Source organism: Natronorubrum bangense (assembly GCF_004799645.1).
Classification (GTDB): Archaea; Halobacteriota; Halobacteria; order Halobacteriales; family Natrialbaceae; genus Natronorubrum; species Natronorubrum bangense.
The window spans coordinates 1,769,505-1,786,205 of sequence record NZ_CP031305.1 but is presented as its reverse complement, the minus strand read 5'-3'; the positions used below and the strand labels follow the sequence as shown (position 1 = coordinate 1,786,205).

The window sequence follows — 16,701 nt, the reverse complement described above, 5'->3', positions numbered from 1 at the left end:
TCGCATAGCCCGCCACCTGGGTCGGGCTGAAAGCTTCGATTTCAATCGGACCGGAAGCCTCGAGGCTCCTCAGCAACCGACGTTCGTTCATCGGCAACCGGCGTCTCGACGACCGTCTCGGGGAGCCACGATCGAACGTCGATTGACTCGCTCCCCAGCACGGCGAAGCCGGTGAAGATCAGCAGGAACCCGACGACGGCAAGCGGTGCGATGGCCTCTCCCAGTAGCGCCCAGCCGCCCAGCGTTGCGACGACCGGGACGACATAGAAGATCAGGTTCGCCTGAATCGCGCCCGTCGACTCGAGGAGCCCGAAGTAGGCGATGTAGGCGAGGACACCGGCGACGAGGCTGACGTATGCGAGTGCGATGAGCGCATTCGAGGACCACGTGATCGCGGTCATCGACTCGCCGGCCGACAGCGCAAAGCCGTGCGAGAGCGCCGCGGCGATGGGCAGCCCCCACGCGACCCGAACCGTACTCGAGAGCGTGGCGCTCGAGCCGACACGGCGGATGAGGACGGCACCGAGCGCTGCACTGACTGCGCCGGCAAACAGGATCGCACGGCCGATGGCGTCACCACCAAGCAGGCTCGCAGGGTCGGGGCTGACCACGAGCGCGACGCCGAGAAGCCCGAGGACCAGTCCGACCGCGCCGCGAGGCGAGAGGCGCTCGTCGGAGAGGAGAACGGCTGCAAACACCGGCGTCAGGATCGGGTTGAGGCTGAAGACGATCGCGCCGACAGCGCTGGTCGCATACTGCTGGCCGACGAAGATGAGTGCGTTCGCCAGCCCGATCACGAGCACGCCGGTCGCGAGAATGCCGACGACGTCTCCCCGCGTCTTGGGTCGCAGTTCCTCACGCGAGGCGGTTACAGCGACGTAGCCAAGCATAACGAGCGCCGCGATGTCGAACCGCAGCGCGACGAACAGCAGCGGTGGGAAGTACTCGAGACCAGCCTTTGCAGCAACGAACGTCCCGCCAAAGAACAGACTCGAGAGGATGAAAAACCCGAGCGTACGACGGTCGATCACGGACTCACCTCAGTTCGGCGTTCGTACAACAATTTTGCTGATCGGTGACCGATCAACATGGAGGAAGCGGGTTGCATCTTAGAAACAAATATGGGTGCTAGGGTTATAGTTTCGTTCAGAAAATGTGTTGCAGCGAGAAACGCTTCCGTACCCAGACAGGAGTTGATCGGCGTCGTACACTCGCACACTATGAAAGTATTTCACGGTGCGAAAGCACTATGATGCAACAGTGACCAGCAATCATATGGAATCGGCACTCGAGGAGATCGAGTTTCTCGCCCTCTCGGCGAATCGTGTCGACGTGCTCAGGCTGCTCGCAGAGCGTGGCCACACACGCACCGAACTGGCCTCGGAGACGGGTGCCTCCCAGGCGACGCTTGGCCGAATCCTCAGTGATTTTCAGGAACGGTCGTGGATCCGGCGCATGGACAGTGAGTATACGGCGACTGCGACAGGAGAGCTCGTCGCGACAGGGTTTACCGATCTCCAAGCGATCATCGAGACCGAACGCCGGCTCCGAGATGTCGTCGACTTCTTGCCGGCCGAGTCGATGACCTTCGACCTGAAGCGACTGGCCAACGCGACGATCACGACCCCGAGCCAGACCCGACCGAACGCACCGCTCTCCCGGCTGCTCGAGTTGCTCGAAGACGCCGATGAGGTCCAGACGGTCTCCCATGCGTTCAATGAGCAGACGATCACCGTCGTACAAGAACAGACCGCGACTGATTCACAGCTGTTCAACGGCGTTTTCTCGCGGCGCGCAATCAAGGCGTTGGCGGCCGACACGGAGCTTCGTGGCCGACTCGAGGCGCTGCTTGGAACTGACAACGCCTCGGTACGGGTTCTCGATGGCGACGTCCCGCTCGCGGTCATGATCCTCGATGACGTCGTCTATCTGCTCTTGCGAGACGAGTACGGTGTCTTGCGAGCGTCGATCGATACCGACGATGAGGTGATCCGCTCGTGGGCACAGGACGCAGTCGACGACTACTGGGCGGATGCGACGCCACTCGACCTCGAGGACGACGAGTTTTCGGAGTGACTGGCGGGCCAGTCCGTGAAACGGCAGTTGGGGCCACGACGTGGCGGTCGTCGCTACTCGAGCGCCGATGGTGGCCCAACGTCTTTTGGCTCGTTGTCGCCACAGCCGTGTGTGTAGAACTGTCTCGCCGTGCTGTCACGCTCTGCGGGCGTCTGGGCCGTCTCGAGGGTCACGGTTTCTTCGACAAGATACATGTTCACGTGTGTGAGCTCGTCACTTCGTGCTGTGTTCCACTCTGTGCAGATGTGCTCGGCCAGCTCAGTCGGCGCGTCAGGTGGCGCTGCAGCGCTGACACTATTCATATAAAACCGCTCTCGATACGTGTCATACTGTTTCTGGAGTTCGCCGTCTGGTCGCTCGTATGTCAGCGGCCGATCGTTGTAGACGTCGACCTGGTCACCCGCTTCGGTTTCCGCCGGGAACACGTAGTATCTGGCCGACGTTCTGGGAGTTGGCGCGAAAATGCTCCATTCGGTTTGATGATCGACGAACGCAGCCACACCGCGTTCTGCCCCATCGATCGACGCGGCGTCGTCGTCGACGAGGCCGCCAGCCGAGAGGATCGAAACGAGCGCGACCAGTGTGAAGACGGCAACGGCTACTGTGACCGCGATTTTGCGTGGCTCTCGTGGGATCCACGCGCTGGTATCGATCCCGAGTCGCCATCGTGGAACCGAGGTCGCGATCGCATCCAGTCTCGAGCGATAGGCGCTGTCAGCAGCGGCTGGCACACCAATCCGCTTCGAGAGCGCCTCGAGGTCGTTCCAGAACGACGACTGCAAGAACAGACACAGGCCAGCGATTGCGACGAAAGCAAATGCGCCGATCCGGACTGTAACGGCAAATGAGAGGTGTGCGAGCATGAACAGCGAGACGAGAGCTGTCCGTGTGCGCCCACGAGCGAGCACGAGCAGCCACGAGAACAGCAGCATGTAGTACCACGCTAGCCCACCGTACTGCAGCAGCGACGGGACCGAACCGACGAGATCGGCGAGTAGAAACGTCATGTCGTCGAGTCCGAGCACGAGGATGGCTGCCTCGCCGCTCGTCCACAGTTCGGACTGTGATTTGTGATAGCCGTTGACGACGTACATCGTGATCATCTGCAGTAGGATCAGTGCAGATGCGGGGTTTGCAACGGCGTCTCTCGGTTGGCGGTCAGCGTGGACGGCGTCGATCGACCACCGTTCGTCAAGCGGGAGGAAGATCGCCCAGAACAGCAGCCACCAGAACAGCACGTCGGCATAGCTCAACACGAGCGGGTTCCGCAGATCGAGCGAGACGACGAACACGAGCGAGAGAACCGTCGCGATCCTGGTTCTGTAGCCCACGAGCAACTGCACCGCGAGCAGCCCCTGCAAGACGAACAACGCCGCGGTCACCGCTGGCTCCGTCGAAACGAAATAGACCGACCACACGTCGACCGGTGCAGCTTCCGTTGCAAGCGACTGGGGAACGACACCCTGGTCCGTATAAAACAGCGAGAAGTTCCGTGCACGGAGAAACAGATCGGCGAGGATCAACATCGCGACGCCGAGACGGAACACAGCCAGCGTCCGTGTGTCGATCCGTACACGCGCCCGCAAAGCAGCATACAGACTTCGGACCGTCTTGGACGGGTCGATCACGTTCGCCCCCTTCATCTGTTAGAAACGTTCACAGAACGAGCATATGTCTTCTTGTTACAACGTGCTCGAGCGAGTGCCAACCGATCTGCCGACGGTCGTTGGGGGAGTCCCGTGACGTGTGGGAGTGACTTCGCTCAACCAGTATCGGCGGTGGGACCGTCGTCTCCCGGCCGAGGTATTTTATCAACTGGCAGTGTCGTCTGTGGCAGTCGATGAGCGATGTAGAGTCAGCTGATGAGTCAGATAGGCAGGCGAGACTCGGTGGGGCCCGTCTGTGGCTCCTGTTGCGACTGAACCGCTGGGCGTTTACGGGCATCATCCTCGGGATCGTGTACGTCGTCCTCGTCGCGTTCAGTGTGATCGACCTCACGCCATTGCGTGTGATCGTCGACAACCAGGACGGCATCGAGTTCCTTTTTTCGGCGTTTATCGGCGCGATCATCACCGGCACATCGATCGTCGTCACGCTCAACCAGCTGGTGCTCTCACAGGAACTCGGCGCGGTCGGCGATCAGCGCAACCGGATGCAGGAGGCGATGGCGTTTCGACAGGACGTCGAAGAGACGGTCAAAGAGGATGTGAGTTCACCCGAGCCCGCCGCCTTCCTCTACGAACTCGTCAACGGCGTCCACGAGCGAGCAACCGAACTCGAGGACGTGATGCAAGACGAACGCGACGAGGAGCTCCGAAAGAAGATCAGCGACTACGTCGAGGACGCCACCGGAAACGCTGAGACCGTCAAGAAAAACCTCGAAAACGCCCAGTTTGGTACCTTCGAGGTGATCTGGAACGCGCTTAATTTCAACTACTCACGGAAGATCTACGATGCACGCAAGATCAGATCCGACCACGAAGACTCGCTTTCCGACGAGGCAAACGAGAAGCTCGATCACATGATCGAGACGTTGAAACTGTTCGGACCGGCCCGCGAGCATTTCAAGACGCTGTACTTCCAGTGGGAACTGATCAACCTCTCACGAGCGCTGCTGTACATCTCAATTCCAGCGTTGACCGTAATGGGACTCATGATCATGTACATCGACGGCAACGCCCTGCTCGGCACGACGTTCGGTATCGACAACCTCGTCTGGGTGGCGAGCGCCGGCTTCGTCGTCGGACTTTCGCCGTTCGTGATTTTCATTGCGTACATTCTCCGAATCGCGACTATCGCAAAGCGAACCCTCGCGATGGGGCCCTTTATTCTCCGGGAGTCCGAACGCGACGAGGATCTCGGCTAGCGTGGTGCGCCGACTAACACGAGTTTCGCGCGCTCGTCGCCGCGATTGAAAATCTGTCGTGGCTCGTCCGGATCGAGTCGGATCAGGTCGTCTGTCTCGAGCGCCACCGTCTCGTCCCGGTCGACCAACTCGATTTCGGCGCTCCCGCTGACGACGTAATATATCTCCTCCTGACCGGTGTGGGTCTCGTCGTGTGCTTTGCCCTTGCCGCCGGGCTCGAGTTCGAGGATCGAAATTCCGAGATGGTCAGTTTCGAGTTCGTCTTTGAGAAACCACATCCCACCCCACTCTTCGGGAACGACTGACTCCGGATCGGTCTTGGTCGCGGTATCGTAGCCCATACCTCAACGTTCGAACGCGACTGTGAAACCGATAGGGTACTGGAATCCACCCACGCTGTCCGCAGTCGAACCCGACGACTGTTTTATCCCCAGCCCCTACCAGCGCTCGTGATCGGTGCGTGATCCTCGTCATCTGCGGGCCACCCGGTGCGGGCAAAACCACGATCGCGACAGCGCTCGCCGAGCGACTCGAGGTCCGCAGCGAACCCGTTCGGCTCCATCACTCCGACGAGTTCTCGAGTCGGACCTACGAACAACTGTACGAACGGGCACGCGCCGACCCCGAAGACGCACTCACTATCGTCGACGGCACCTTCTACAAGCGCCGATGGCAGACCCAGTTTGACACCCTCGAGGACGTTCGGTTCGTCCACGTCACCGCGAGCCTCGAGACCTGCCTCGAGCGGAACCGATCGCGGGCCGACCCGATCGACGAGCAGGGTGTCCACGTCGTCTACCGAGAGTTCGCCGAGCCCGACGCTGCCCTCGAGATCGATACCGACGACTGTGACGTCGAGACAGCTGTCGGTCGCCTCGAGCGTGCCCTCGAGGCGTGGGGCTGGTTCGCGGACGAGACGTGAGAGAGAGAGAGAGCGTGGTATCGAACCGTTCTCGCGCAATCGGTCGGTCGCTTGCAGGCAGTGGTCCTCATGCATCGGTTGCACAGCAGTCAGTAGCTGCCAGGCTGTCACCGGCTAGTTACTTTGCTTCTGCAGTGGGACTTTCTTTGACTCGGTGACACGACGCGGGTTACTGAGGCGAAATAGCTGTGCTCCAGAACGGAAAACGAGAGAAAATAATCCATGACGACAACAGACGGCGACGTGGCGCTCGAGCAGTTGGAGGGAACGCACCGAGGCGAGTTGATCCGCCCCGATGACCCCGAGTTCGACGACGCGCGTACGATATACAACGCAATGATCGACAAGCATCCGCGGCTAATCGCTCGGTGCGCTGACGTCGCAGATGTACTCACAGCCGTAACGTTCGGTCGCGAACACGATCTCGAAACGGCGATCCGCAGCGGCGGTCACAACGGAGCCGGACTGTCCTCGGTTGACGACGGACTGGTCATCGATCTGTCGAACATGACCGGCATCCGCGTCGAGCCTGAAGCCAAGACCGTCCGCGTCGAACCCGGCTGTACCTGGGGCGACGTTGATCACGCCACTCACGCCTTCGGATTGGCAACGGTCAGCGGGGTCGTCTCCACGACCGGCGTCGGCGGGCTGACCCTGGGCGGCGGCCACGGCTATCTGACCCGCAAATACGGCCTGACCATCGATAATCTGGTGAGCGTAGACGTCGTGCTGGCCGACGGTCGCCTGGTTAGCGCGAGTGAGGACGAGAACGAGGACCTGTTCTGGGCGCTATGCGGCGGAGGCGGCAACTTCGGCGTGGTCACGTCCTTCGAGTTCCAGTTACATCCCGTCGAAACGGTCGTCGCCGGCCCGCTGTTCTGGCCGATCGACGAACTCGAGGAGACGATGCGCTGGTACCGTGAGTGGCTCCCAGACACACCAGATGACGTCTACGCCTTCTACCTGGTCGCCGAGGTCCCGGGAGATCCCTTCCCTGAAGAGATCCACGGGGAGAAAGTTTGTGGACTCCTTTGGTGTTATCTGGGACCGGAAGACCAGGCCGCGGACGTGATCCAACCGGCACGAGATGTTGCCGAGCCGCTGTTCGAACACATCGATCCGATTCCGTATCCAGCGCTGCAGAGTATGTTCGACGATCTCTACCCATCGGGCGACCAGTGGTACTGGAAGGGCGACTTCGTCCACGAACTGACCGACGACGCCATCGCCGAACACCTGCGCTTTGGGGAGGTTCCGACGCCGAAATCGACGATGCACCTCTATCCGATCGATGGTGCTGTCCACCGCGTCGACGAGCACGACACTGCCTGGGGACACCGTGACGCTACCTGGTCTATGGTCATTGCGGGTGTCGATTCGGACCCTGCAACTCGAGACCTGATCACGGACTGGGCCCGCGACTACTGGGAAGCAGTCCACCCCCACACGGCAGGTGGCTCGTACGTTAACTTCATGATGGATGAAGGACAGGACCGGATACAAGCCACCTACGCCGACAACTACGAGCGGCTGCAAGAGATCAAGGCGACGTACGATCCGGATAATTTCTTCAACGTGAACCAGAACATCAAGCCAGCACAATGAGTCACGTCAGAGGTATCGATCCACTCGCAGCTCGTCGGTCTACAGTGACGACGCGACCGCGACGCTTCGAGCGCGAGGACTCAAACGTCGAGGGGAACTACAACCCGGGAGTCAGCGCCGCAAGCTCGTCAGGGCGCTGTTCGGGAACGAGGTCGCTCGGGAGCGCGTCCCAGTCGAGGGTGTCGGTACCGGGTTTGGCACCGGTTTCGAAGCCGGGGTCGTCAGCAGGCTCTTGATCCCGATACTCCCGCGGCGGCCCGTCGTGGGCGTAGACACCCTCGGGGTGGTCGACCGTCCAGACGTGCATCATACAGGGCGTCCGACAGGGCAGTGTTACGTCGCCGTCTTCGAAATCGCGTTCGTAGGCCTGCCGGTAGTACCACCATGCGAATCGGCCGGGGAGGCCGGCGTGGTAGTGCCAGGGTGAACACAGATCCTCGGTGTCGTCGCCGTAGACTGCCGGCGGCTCGATCGACTCGCCGTCTCGCGTCGCGATGAACATAACTCCGATCGAGCGCCACGTCTCGTTGTCGACGAGCACTGATTCCGGTCGTTCGGGGTCGAGAACGGCGTCGTCGCCGACGTATTCCGGGTTGATCCAGTGTGACCAGCCGTCGGCATCCCGGTCGAGCGTGTCGAAGTACGGTTTAAATCCTGCCTCGACCAGCGCGCCCGCATCTGAATACTGCTCCTCGAGCGTCTCCTGGACCGCCGCCCGCAGTTCGACCGTCGCTGGATGGTCGTCCGCACAGCCAGCCATCCCACTATCCACGCAGTGGCCCATACTCGGCTCGAGCGTTGCGTCGGGACAGCGACTGTCGAACCAACTGTGCGAGACGGGTTCCTCCGCACTCGCCTGTCCTGTTCCAACTGCTGTAATAGTGACCACCCCTGCTGAGGCCCGCAAGAGAGACCGACGCGACACGTATCGATGGTCGTTACTGTCGTCCATACGACCACTCTCCACACCAACGACGCTGATAAACCCCTGTTGATAGGTGGGGTGACTGTCCAGCTGCGCGACTACTCGAGGACCGCGCCGGTGCCTGCTCGCTCGAGACCCACGAGGTCGATCCGACCGTCCGGCATCGGGACGCCGTCGTAGGGGTCGTCGGCGAGCAACAGCGAGCCGTCGAGGTCGGCGTAGTCGAGCAGCGGTGCGAGATGGGCAGCCGCCGCAATAGAGGCGTTGGACTCGGTCATACAGCCACACATGACCTCGAGGCCGTGGGCGCGGGCGGTGTGGATCATCCGTTTCGCTTCCCGAAGACCGCCACATTTCATCAGTTTCAGGTTCGCGATGTCACACCGATCCGCGATCTGTGGGATATCCTCGAGGGTCACGCAGGATTCGTCGGCAGCGATTGGCAGCGCAGAGCGCTCGTAGACGAATCGCAGTCCCTCGCGATTCTCGGCGGGCACGGGCTGTTCGACGAACTCGAGGTCGAACTCGGTCAGTCGCTCGATCTTCCGGACCGCCTCGCGAGGGGCCCAGGCCTCGTTGGCGTCGACGAAGAGGTCGACGTCGGGGGCGACCGATCGGATCGTGCGGATGATCTCGATATCTCGATCCGTGCCGAGTTTGACCTTCAGGCGGCCGTAGCCGCGCTCGAGTGCCGTCTCCGTCTTCTCGCGCATCGACTCCGTATCGTCGATTCCGATGGTGTAGGAGGTCTCGAGCGTGTCGGCGGGGTCGAGTCCCCAGTACTGATAAAGTGGAACGTCGAGGCGTTTCGCCGCGAGATCGTGGCAGGCGATGCTGACCGCAGTTCGGGCGGCCGGGTTGCGCTCGACCGTCTCGCGCATGCGGCGTTCGATCCGCGCGAGGTTGTGCGGGTCGTCGACCGCTTCGACGACGGCGAGCAGGTCCGGCAGGACGGCTTCGACGGTGGCCGGCGTTTCACCGTAATGTGGAGCCGGCCCTGCGCCGCCGATGCCGACCCGTCCGTCTTCGTCTTCGACGTGAACCGTCACGACTTCCGATTCGGTCTGTGTCCCACGAGCGATCGTAAACGGGTACTCGAGCGGGAGCGAGCGCCGTTCGAACGATGTTTCAAGAGTCATAGCAGGGCGTCGAGGACCGTCTCGCTGTCGAACCGAACGACGTCGGTCGCAGGAACGTCGATCGCGTCGGCGTACTCATCAACCGCCTTACGGGCTTCGTCGCCCTCGAGGTCGGACGTGTTGAGCGCGCCGGCAACAATCTCGCTGTCGGCGACGGGCGCGGCGAGGCTCTCGTAGAGATCGATATACGTCGAGAGGTCGGGAAGCGGGAACGACTCGTAGCCGTGGACGACCTCGCGGCCGGCGTCGTGACAGAGCACGAGTTTGTCCGCCATCGCGCCGTGGAGGATGCCGCAGGTCACGGCGGAGTAAGCCGGGTGGACGATGCTCCCCTGCCCTTCGACGAAGAGGTAGTCGTGCTCGTCACCTTTCTCGAGAATCATTTCCTCGACGGCCCCCGCGGTGAAGTCGCTGACGACCCGATCGATCGGGTTCCCCCAGCCCTCGATCATGATCCCCGTCTGGCCAGTCGGGATTACGGCAGCGTCGTAGCCGGCCTCGCGAGCGTCACGGGCGAGTTCCATCGAGACAGTCATCTTCCCGACCGAGCAGTCGGTACCGACGGTGAGGATAACTTCGGCGTCGACCTCGTCGGCGACACCCTGACTGACCGTCAGGTCGTCGCTCGGTTTTCGGACGTCTCGAAGCTCACAGTCGTTGTCGGCGGCGAGCTGGACGAACTCCTCGTCCTCGGCGAGGAAGTAGTGCAGTCCCGAAATAACGTCACAGCCACGCTCGAGGGCCGTGCGGACGTCCGCACGCCAGCTCTCCTCGAAGCCGCCCCCGATCGGCGCGATACCGATCAGCAGGGCGTCGACCTCGTCGGCCTCGAGGTCGGCCATCGATTCACGAATTGGTGCATCCTGGACGTCCGGGACGAAGTCGTTGACGCGTTGGCCTGCCGTCTCGCGGTCGAGGACAGCGACGGCGTCGTAGTCGGCATAGCGGAGGACGCCCAGTGCGGTTTTGGCCCGGTCGGGGAACTTCTCGTGTGCGAGAATTGCGACGCGCATACTCGAGCATTGTCGACGGCCTATTTAACCGTACAGATCACAAGAGAATGGCAGCCGGTAGTCGGCTCCCGCGACGCTCATCACACCAGTCCTCGAGGAATCTCCTGACGCGTGCCAGCCTCAGAGCACTCGCAGATCCGTCGTCCAGAACGACCGGTGAGCATCCTCGAGTGCGGGTTTCGGATCACCGGTCGCATCGACAGCCGCAGTGCCCGCGGGCTCGAGGCCGGCGTCGTCGACGAGCGTGCCGACGACGCCGCGCTGGCCGACGACAAACAGGCGCTCAACGTCGTCGGGGACGTACTCGAGAGCGTCTACACAGCGCTCGAGGTGGTCGTCGATCTGATCGTCGCGGATGCGTTCGAACCGAGCCTGCGAGAAGCCGCCTTTCGAGTGACTGCCTTTGACGTCGCTGTCGAACCCGCGATAGTCGACGCGCTCGTCGCCGTCGTAGATCCCAAGCGCGAACAGATCGGCCCGCACGAGCGCAAGCGCATAGCGGCCGGTCGGCAGGAACCACTCGCGTTCGAGTGCGAACTGATCTCCCCAGCCGACCCGGTGGTCACCGTCGAGATGCACCGGCGGCTCGAGCGTGACGCTAATGAGGCCAGCATCGTCAGCACACACCACGCAGGGGGTGGCGTCATCGACAAGTGCGACTCGCTCGCCGAGGGCATCCTCGAGGTCGACGTCGACCTCGTCTCGAAGCCCCGCGAGGCCGTCGTCGCCGACGACTGCCGTCAACGCGCCTTCGGGACCCGTCTGAAACGAGGTAAGTCGATCGACCACCTCGGCAAGTCGGCTGCCGCGAAGCTGTTCACGGCGGCGCACCTCGAGTCCCGTCTCGTCGTCGCTCACCCGCTCGAGTTCGCCTTCGAGCTGGGCGATGCGGTCCTCGAGTCGGTTCACCTCCGCTTCGACGTCCTGTCTGGCCGTGGCAGCCTCCGCACGGCGGTCGGATTCGGCCTCGTAGCGCTTTTGCAGGCGCTCGTTTTCTTCCTCGAGTTCGTCGATACGCGCTTTCAGCGAGGCGCGGCCGAGCAACTCATCGAGCATCTGACTGAACAGGCGAAGCGAAAATACTTCTAGGTTCCGGCGTCCGGCAGGTCGTTTCCGGGACCCGACCAGTCGCCAGTGAACGCGAGCAACTGCTGGGCGCGTTCGCGGCGGGCAAGCAACACCTCACGAAGCGAGGGCGGGTTTCGAACGTCAGTTCCCTCAAGTACCGGTTCGGGGAGGGCAAGCGTGTTCGTCGGGACGGCATCGTTTCCATGAACCGAGAAGTGCTGGGACTCGAGTTTCATCACCAGTGGCGTATCGAGCCGTTCGATGCCGTCACCGCGTGCATAGAGCTCCTCGTTTAGTCGTTCATGTTGCTTGCTATCCATGAGGGCGTGATCCCCGTCGGTTGGGGTCACGTAGAGTCGTCCGAGATAGTAGCTCCGCGAAAACACCTCGAACATGGTATGTCATACCAAGGGATGGCGAGATATAACTATTTTCGAACAGAGTTAAGTTGGAGGACTATCAGGGCAGAAGATCGGTACAGGATTCGGACACAACGAGACACGTATTCGGCTCTCGAGGCCGTTGCGCGTCGAACAAGCATTTTATGAACGGTTAAACAGCCACTGTGAACGATGATCACGAGGTGAGAGCGTTGGCGAGGGCCATCGCTGGTCTCCAACGCAGTGGTATAGTAGCCACTGCAAGTCAATGCACACCTGATCGCACGACGGCTGTGCGATCAGTGTGTAAATCGTTGCAGTTGTTACTATAGGATCGACTCGCTTACACCGGCCCCACACTCGAGGTTCAGGCACCGGTTGGACTTCCGTGAGCGTGAGTGAAGCTGGTGTAAACGCTTCGAACGGATTTTCAACAGTCGTGGACCGATTGAACGGTTTAAACGAAGGTCTGTCTTTTTAGTATGTTCGAAAGTACAGAACGGGTAATGACCACCACTCGGTCGGTTGCACTCCTCGTGTTGGTCGCCACCGTTGGGTTGATGATCGCCCCCATTGCAAGCGGTGCCGTCGCAGGAGTGTTAACAGATGAGACGACAACCGAGACCGAAACCACCGACTCGGCGACAAACACCTCCGTGTCGATGTTTATGCAGTCCAGTGCAGCCGAGACTGAAAACGCGGTTGACGACGGGATGTTCGAAGCGAAGTATAGCGCTGCAGACAACGACAGTCAGACAGCTCTCGTCCACGATCGAACGGCCGATCTCGAGGACAAACTCGAGGCGCTCGAGGCTGAACGCGAAGCGCTTCGTGATCAACAGGACGACCTCCACTCCGGGGAGTATCAGGCGCGGATGACGCGACTCACTGTCGAAATTCAGTCGCTCGACCGATCAGCAGGACAGATCGAACACCGGGCTGACGAGGCCGGTGTTGGCGACCGGGTTGCTCACCTTCAGGCAAACGCATCAGCGTTGACCGGCCCCGAAGTGTCCGAGTTCGCACGGAGTCTCGCTGGCGGTGGCCCATCCAACGGCTCCGGCCCACCGGCGGAGACACCAGGCAACGAGTCGAATGCAACCACGGGAGCCGAAGCCGGCCCACCGGCGGAGACACCAGGAGCCAGTTCGGATTCAGAGCAGGAATCTGACACTGCACCGCCGGCAAACGGCTCGGATGCCGACTCGAGTCCCGGCTCAGAAACTGAGGCTGGCTCCGGACAGTAGCCCGCACACCGACACCTGAGCCGTTCGGAAGAACCACCAGTCTGTCACCCACGTCGGCATCTGACGGCTCTGTGAGACGGTAACGGCCCTGAACTGGGCGAAAACGGTAGTGGCGAGCAGACACTCTTTTCAGCGACGACTCCCAACCATCTCATGATGGATTCCGCCGAACTGCTGGATTTGTTGGGAAACGAAAACCGGAGGCGTATTCTCCGGCTTCTCGCCCGCAAACCCTGTTATGTCACTGAAATATCCGACTATCTCGGCGTGAGTCCCAAGGCAGTCATCGAACACCTTCGAAAACTCGAGGACGCGGGGTTGATCGAGAGTCGCGTCGACGATCAGCGCCGGAAATACTTTCATATCGCCCGTCACGTCCGTCTCGAGGTCAACGTCTCGCCGTATGGCTTTGCGAGCAAGAGCGCCTACCCTGCAAACAGTAGCCTCGATATCACGTCCTGGCGGCATCTCACACTCGACGTCTTTCCCGACGAGATGGACGACCTCGACGGCCTGTTGCGTGCACTCGAGGAGTTAGAGCAACTCGAAAACGAACTCTCGCTGGCCCAACGGTGGGTGCAGGGTCAACTCTGTGACGTACTCGACCAGATTTCCGAAACCGCTGGTACCGGACCCGAAAGTCGGATCTACGCTGACGTACTGGCAAGTATTCGAACGGAACCGAAGTCGGTGGGTGAACTCAGCAATGACGTCGAGGCCCCTCGAGAAGTCGTCGCCGAACTGCTCGAGTCGATGGCTGACGAGGGAATCGTTCGCCGAGCCGAGCGTGGCTGGGAACTGACGTCGGAGTAGCGGTCAAACGCCACTGACAGCCGTCGGACAGCCTTCCGAGCAAGCAGGCACAATGCCTCGCTGTTCACGGGCATGGCGAGAGCAGAGCTCTCGCTGTCGTTCGAAAGACGTCCGTCTTTCGTGAGGAGGAGACGTACAACATCTCGAACCACAACCGAAACGCATCGCTTTTTGAGGACGGGGAGACGCGCCGTCGAAGGACGACGGCACAATATCAAGGAATCTCGCGGGTCAACCCGTTTCGCAAGTCGCGACCGAAGTAGTAGCCGACGAGCGAGGCGACCAGTCCGACGGCAACGCCAACGGCGACAACGGTCTGGAACGAGCCGGCGGCGGCGAGAAACGCGTTACTGGCCACCGCAGACATCCCACCGACCGTGGTCCCGGCAGCCGTCAACTCGAGATAACGCCGTCTGGACGTCAGCAACCCGACAGCAAACGCGACGCCAAGGATGCCGATGATCCGTCCAGCGATCGGGATCGTCGTCCCACCAGCGAGCAGCCCAGCGCCGATGAGGAGAACGAACGCGAAAAACGCCCGCGGTGAAAAATAGGAGTCGGCCGAGAGCCACGATCGGACCCCTTCGAGCCGCGAGGAATCCGTTTTCGTGTCGTCGGACGGAATCTCGTGGGTCGACTCGGTCGACAGATCAGCACTCGTATCAGACAGCCGATCAGCCGATGCCGACGACTCGTCACCACCGGACTCGAGGCCAGCATCCGAGAGCAGTCGATCCGTCTCCTCGAGGAGATCCTCGGTGTCGCGGCTCTCAGTCACCTCGTCCGAGCGGTCGCTCATACGAAAGCGTTGCGTCGCCGAGAGCATGGGCTTTTCCCTGCCGATTCGAGTCCGCCACCGTGTTCGACAGCCGACACGAGGCTCCCGTTTTTTCACGACGGAACCGGTACCAGTGATCGATGAACGCCGAGTTGTTGGCGTTCGGCGCCAGCGCACTCGCCTTGGGAATTGGAGTGTTGGTCGCCGCCCGCCGCCTCTATCCACGACTCGAGTTGCCCGACGACGCCGAGTCCTCGCTACAGCTTCTGACCGCGATGATCGCCGGCATCCTTCTCCTGGCCGGACTGGGCCTGGTCCTGCTCGGTCTGTTCGGCTGAGACCGGTAGACGGCACTCGAGAGACAGCCAGTCACGAACGCATGGTCATCACGACGGCGATGGTCGCAGTGGCAGACTCGATCTGCACGTCGCTCTGTCCGACCACCCGCATGACCCCTGGCAGACGCGCTCGAGTCGCCGCTGGAGCCACTGGCCACAGAAAGCGTGCCTTCAAGTCCGATGCCGCGCAACGCCCACCCATGAATCCAGGCGATCGCGTTCGCGTCGACCGCGCGGATCGCACGTACGAAGGCGTGTTACTCCCCTCGAGCACCGACGAGCATCTCGTCGTGAAACTCGAGGGCGGCTACAACATCGGTATCGACCGCGCCGAGGCCGACGTCGAACTGCTCGCAGCGGACGTCTACGAGATCGACGGCACCGATGCGACGAGCGACGACGGCGCCTCGGAGATCGAGTTCAACGACGACCTGCCGACGATTTCGCTGATCTCGACAGGGGGCACGATTGCCTCGACCGTCGACTACCGTACGGGTGCCGTGACGGCACAGTTCGACGCCGAGGACGTCCTGCGGGCGGTGCCGGATCTGGCGGGACGAGCGAACTACCGCGGGAGAGTCGTCGCCAACATTCTGTCGGAGAACATGGAACCGCCGCTCTGGCAGGAGCTCGCTGATGCCGTCGCCGAGGAGATCGAAGCCGGGGCCGACGGCGTCGTCGTCATGCACGGCACTGACACGATGCAGTACTCGGCTGCTGCGCTCTCCTTTATGCTCGAGACGCCGGTGCCGATCGTCTTTACGGGCTCCCAGCGATCGGCCGACCGGCCTTCTTCCGATAACGTCATGAACGCCGTTTCGGCCGTCGAAGCCGCGAAAAGCGACTGCGCGGAGGTGCTGGTCTGTATGCACGGGACCGAAAGCGACGATGTCTGTGCACTCCACCGCGGCACGCGGGTCCGGAAAAACCACACCTCGCGCCGAAACGCCTTCGAGACCGTCGGGGCGGAGCCGCTGGGCGAAGTGGATTACGAGAGCGAAGCGATCGAATTCCGGCGAGCGTACCAGCAACGAGACGCCGTCGACCTCGAGCGAGCCACGGCCCTCGAGAGCGACGTCGAACTACTGAAGTTCACGCCCGGGATGGATCCCGCGTTCCTCGACGTCGTCGAGGGCTCGGCAGGCCTGATCATCGAGGGCACCGGCCTCGGCCACGTCCACACCGATCTTATTCCCCGGATCGAAGCACTCGTTGACGACGGCACGACGGTCGTCATGACCAGCCAATGTCTCGAGGGGCGGGTCTGTGACCGCGTTTACGATACGGGTCGGGACTTACTCGAGGCCGGCGTCGTCGAAGCCGGCGACACCCTCCCCGGGACGGCGAAAGTGAAACTGATGTGGGCACTCGAGCACAGCGAGGACGTCGAAGAAGCGATGAGCACGTCACTGGCCGGCGAGATTCAACAGCGCTCGGTTCCCTGGGAGTAATCGACTCGCTGTTCGTCGCTGTTGGCGAACCACGCGCTGACTGAGGGGGAGGCCTTTTCTGCTACGGCCCGAACGATCGG

17 protein-coding genes are annotated in these 16,701 nt (G+C 61.7%); 8 read left to right on the top strand and 9 right to left on the bottom strand.

Annotated features, from left to right (window positions below; genetic code table 11):
* Positions 1-41: 41 nt before the first annotated feature.
* On the bottom strand, positions 42-1,031 hold the full coding sequence (locus DV706_RS08920) for a DMT family transporter (RefSeq protein WP_006064973.1): 990 nt from the start codon (positions 1,029-1,031) through the stop codon (positions 42-44).
* 244 nt (positions 1,032-1,275) lie between these two features.
* Here DV706_RS08920 and DV706_RS08915 point away from each other — a divergent pair, with 244 nt between their 5' ends.
* Positions 1,276-2,076 (top strand): helix-turn-helix transcriptional regulator, encoded by an 801-nt coding sequence (locus DV706_RS08915; RefSeq protein ID WP_006064974.1) that lies wholly within the window; start codon positions 1,276-1,278, stop codon positions 2,074-2,076.
* A 53-nt stretch (positions 2,077-2,129) separates the two neighbouring features.
* Here the strand turns inward: DV706_RS08915 and DV706_RS08910 are convergent, their stop codons facing one another.
* A complete protein-coding gene (locus DV706_RS08910) occupies positions 2,130-3,719 on the bottom strand; it encodes an HTTM domain-containing protein (protein ID WP_006064975.1) in 1,590 nt (529 codons plus the stop codon).
* Positions 3,720-3,916: 197 nt separating this feature from the next.
* Between DV706_RS08910 and DV706_RS08905 the strand changes: the two genes are divergently transcribed.
* Positions 3,917-4,942, top strand: a complete 1,026-nt coding sequence (locus DV706_RS08905; RefSeq protein ID WP_136350848.1) for a hypothetical protein — start codon at positions 3,917-3,919, stop codon at positions 4,940-4,942.
* Here DV706_RS08905 and DV706_RS08900 read toward each other — a convergent pair.
* On the bottom strand, positions 4,939-5,283 hold the full coding sequence (locus DV706_RS08900) for a cupin domain-containing protein (protein WP_006064977.1): 345 nt from the start codon (positions 5,281-5,283) through the stop codon (positions 4,939-4,941). The two genes, DV706_RS08905 and DV706_RS08900, sit on opposite strands and share 4 nt — an antisense overlap.
* A 119-nt stretch (positions 5,284-5,402) precedes the next feature.
* Between DV706_RS08900 and DV706_RS08895 the strand changes: the two genes are divergently transcribed.
* Positions 5,403-5,864 (top strand): ATP-binding protein, encoded by a 462-nt coding sequence (locus DV706_RS08895; RefSeq protein WP_006064978.1) that lies wholly within the window; start codon positions 5,403-5,405, stop codon positions 5,862-5,864.
* Between the two features lie 222 nt (positions 5,865-6,086).
* Positions 6,087-7,469: an FAD-binding oxidoreductase gene (locus DV706_RS08890; RefSeq protein WP_006064979.1), complete on the top strand. Its 1,383-nt coding sequence runs from the start codon at positions 6,087-6,089 to the stop codon at positions 7,467-7,469.
* 97 nt (positions 7,470-7,566) lie between these two features.
* Here DV706_RS08890 and DV706_RS08885 read toward each other — a convergent pair whose 3' ends face one another.
* The 5 genes from DV706_RS08885 to DV706_RS08865 all read right to left on the bottom strand — a co-directional run bounded on the left by DV706_RS08885 (position 7,567) and on the right by DV706_RS08865 (position 12,009).
* Positions 7,567-8,421: a hypothetical protein gene (locus tag DV706_RS08885; RefSeq protein ID WP_049889649.1), complete on the bottom strand. Its 855-nt coding sequence runs from the start codon at positions 8,419-8,421 to the stop codon at positions 7,567-7,569.
* Positions 8,422-8,492: 71 nt separating this feature from the next.
* A complete protein-coding gene (locus DV706_RS08880; protein WP_136350846.1) occupies positions 8,493-9,533 on the bottom strand; it encodes a dipeptide epimerase in 1,041 nt (346 codons plus the stop codon).
* Positions 9,530-10,546 (bottom strand): DUF1611 domain-containing protein, encoded by a 1,017-nt coding sequence (locus DV706_RS08875; protein ID WP_006064981.1) that lies wholly within the window; start codon positions 10,544-10,546, stop codon positions 9,530-9,532. Before DV706_RS08875 ends, DV706_RS08880 begins: the two co-directional genes overlap by 4 nt.
* Before the next feature lie 120 nt (positions 10,547-10,666).
* Complete coding sequence (locus DV706_RS08870; RefSeq protein ID WP_006064982.1) at positions 10,667-11,602, bottom strand: Vms1/Ankzf1 family peptidyl-tRNA hydrolase; 936 nt, start codon at positions 11,600-11,602, stop codon at positions 10,667-10,669.
* 29 nt (positions 11,603-11,631) lie between these two features.
* Positions 11,632-12,009 (bottom strand): DUF5802 family protein, encoded by a 378-nt coding sequence (locus DV706_RS08865; protein WP_006064983.1) that lies wholly within the window; start codon positions 12,007-12,009, stop codon positions 11,632-11,634.
* A gap of 491 nt (positions 12,010-12,500) precedes the next feature.
* Here DV706_RS08865 and DV706_RS08860 point away from each other — a divergent pair, with 491 nt between their 5' ends.
* On the top strand, positions 12,501-13,241 hold the full coding sequence (locus DV706_RS08860) for a hypothetical protein (RefSeq protein ID WP_006064984.1): 741 nt from the start codon (positions 12,501-12,503) through the stop codon (positions 13,239-13,241).
* Between the two features lie 156 nt (positions 13,242-13,397).
* Complete coding sequence (locus tag DV706_RS08855) at positions 13,398-14,054, top strand: ArsR/SmtB family transcription factor (RefSeq protein WP_006064985.1); 657 nt, start codon at positions 13,398-13,400, stop codon at positions 14,052-14,054.
* Between the two features lie 214 nt (positions 14,055-14,268).
* On the opposite strand, the gene DV706_RS08850 is transcribed toward DV706_RS08855, so the two are convergent.
* A complete protein-coding gene (locus DV706_RS08850) occupies positions 14,269-14,853 on the bottom strand; it encodes a hypothetical protein (RefSeq protein ID WP_049889666.1) in 585 nt (194 codons plus the stop codon).
* Positions 14,854-14,972: 119 nt separating this feature from the next.
* On the opposite strand from DV706_RS08850, the gene DV706_RS08845 reads away from it, so the two are divergent.
* Positions 14,973-15,170, top strand: a complete 198-nt coding sequence (locus DV706_RS08845; protein WP_006064987.1) for a hypothetical protein — start codon at positions 14,973-14,975, stop codon at positions 15,168-15,170.
* 200 nt (positions 15,171-15,370) lie between these two features.
* Positions 15,371-16,621, top strand: coding sequence for a Glu-tRNA(Gln) amidotransferase subunit GatD (gene gatD / locus DV706_RS08840; protein WP_006064988.1), 1,251 nt, complete (start codon positions 15,371-15,373; stop codon positions 16,619-16,621).
* Positions 16,622-16,701 lie beyond the last annotated feature (80 nt).

Bases quoted from the DNA above. Each gene is read 5' to 3' on its own strand.
- DV706_RS08915 (WP_006064974.1), top strand. From the start codon at position 1,276: ATGGAATCGGCACTCGAGGAGATCGAGTTTCTCGCCCTCTCGGCGAAT.
- DV706_RS08910 (WP_006064975.1), bottom strand. From the start codon at position 3,719: ATGAAGGGGGCGAACGTGATCGACCCGTCCAAGACGGTCCGAAGTCTG.
- DV706_RS08905 (WP_136350848.1), top strand. From the start codon at position 3,917: ATGAGCGATGTAGAGTCAGCTGATGAGTCAGATAGGCAGGCGAGACTC.
- DV706_RS08900 (WP_006064977.1), bottom strand. From the start codon at position 5,283: ATGGGCTACGATACCGCGACCAAGACCGATCCGGAGTCAGTCGTTCCC.
- DV706_RS08890 (WP_006064979.1), top strand. From the start codon at position 6,087: ATGACGACAACAGACGGCGACGTGGCGCTCGAGCAGTTGGAGGGAACG.
- DV706_RS08885 (WP_049889649.1), bottom strand. From the start codon at position 8,421: ATGGACGACAGTAACGACCATCGATACGTGTCGCGTCGGTCTCTCTTG.
- DV706_RS08880 (WP_136350846.1), bottom strand. From the start codon at position 9,533: ATGACTCTTGAAACATCGTTCGAACGGCGCTCGCTCCCGCTCGAGTAC.
- DV706_RS08875 (WP_006064981.1), bottom strand. From the start codon at position 10,546: ATGCGCGTCGCAATTCTCGCACACGAGAAGTTCCCCGACCGGGCCAAA.
- DV706_RS08870 (WP_006064982.1), bottom strand. From the start codon at position 11,602: ATGCTCGATGAGTTGCTCGGCCGCGCCTCGCTGAAAGCGCGTATCGAC.
- DV706_RS08865 (WP_006064983.1), bottom strand. From the start codon at position 12,009: ATGTTCGAGGTGTTTTCGCGGAGCTACTATCTCGGACGACTCTACGTG.
- DV706_RS08860 (WP_006064984.1), top strand. From the start codon at position 12,501: ATGACCACCACTCGGTCGGTTGCACTCCTCGTGTTGGTCGCCACCGTT.
- DV706_RS08855 (WP_006064985.1), top strand. From the start codon at position 13,398: ATGGATTCCGCCGAACTGCTGGATTTGTTGGGAAACGAAAACCGGAGG.
- DV706_RS08850 (WP_049889666.1), bottom strand. From the start codon at position 14,853: ATGAGCGACCGCTCGGACGAGGTGACTGAGAGCCGCGACACCGAGGAT.
- DV706_RS08845 (WP_006064987.1), top strand. From the start codon at position 14,973: ATGAACGCCGAGTTGTTGGCGTTCGGCGCCAGCGCACTCGCCTTGGGA.
- gatD (WP_006064988.1), top strand. From the start codon at position 15,371: ATGAATCCAGGCGATCGCGTTCGCGTCGACCGCGCGGATCGCACGTAC.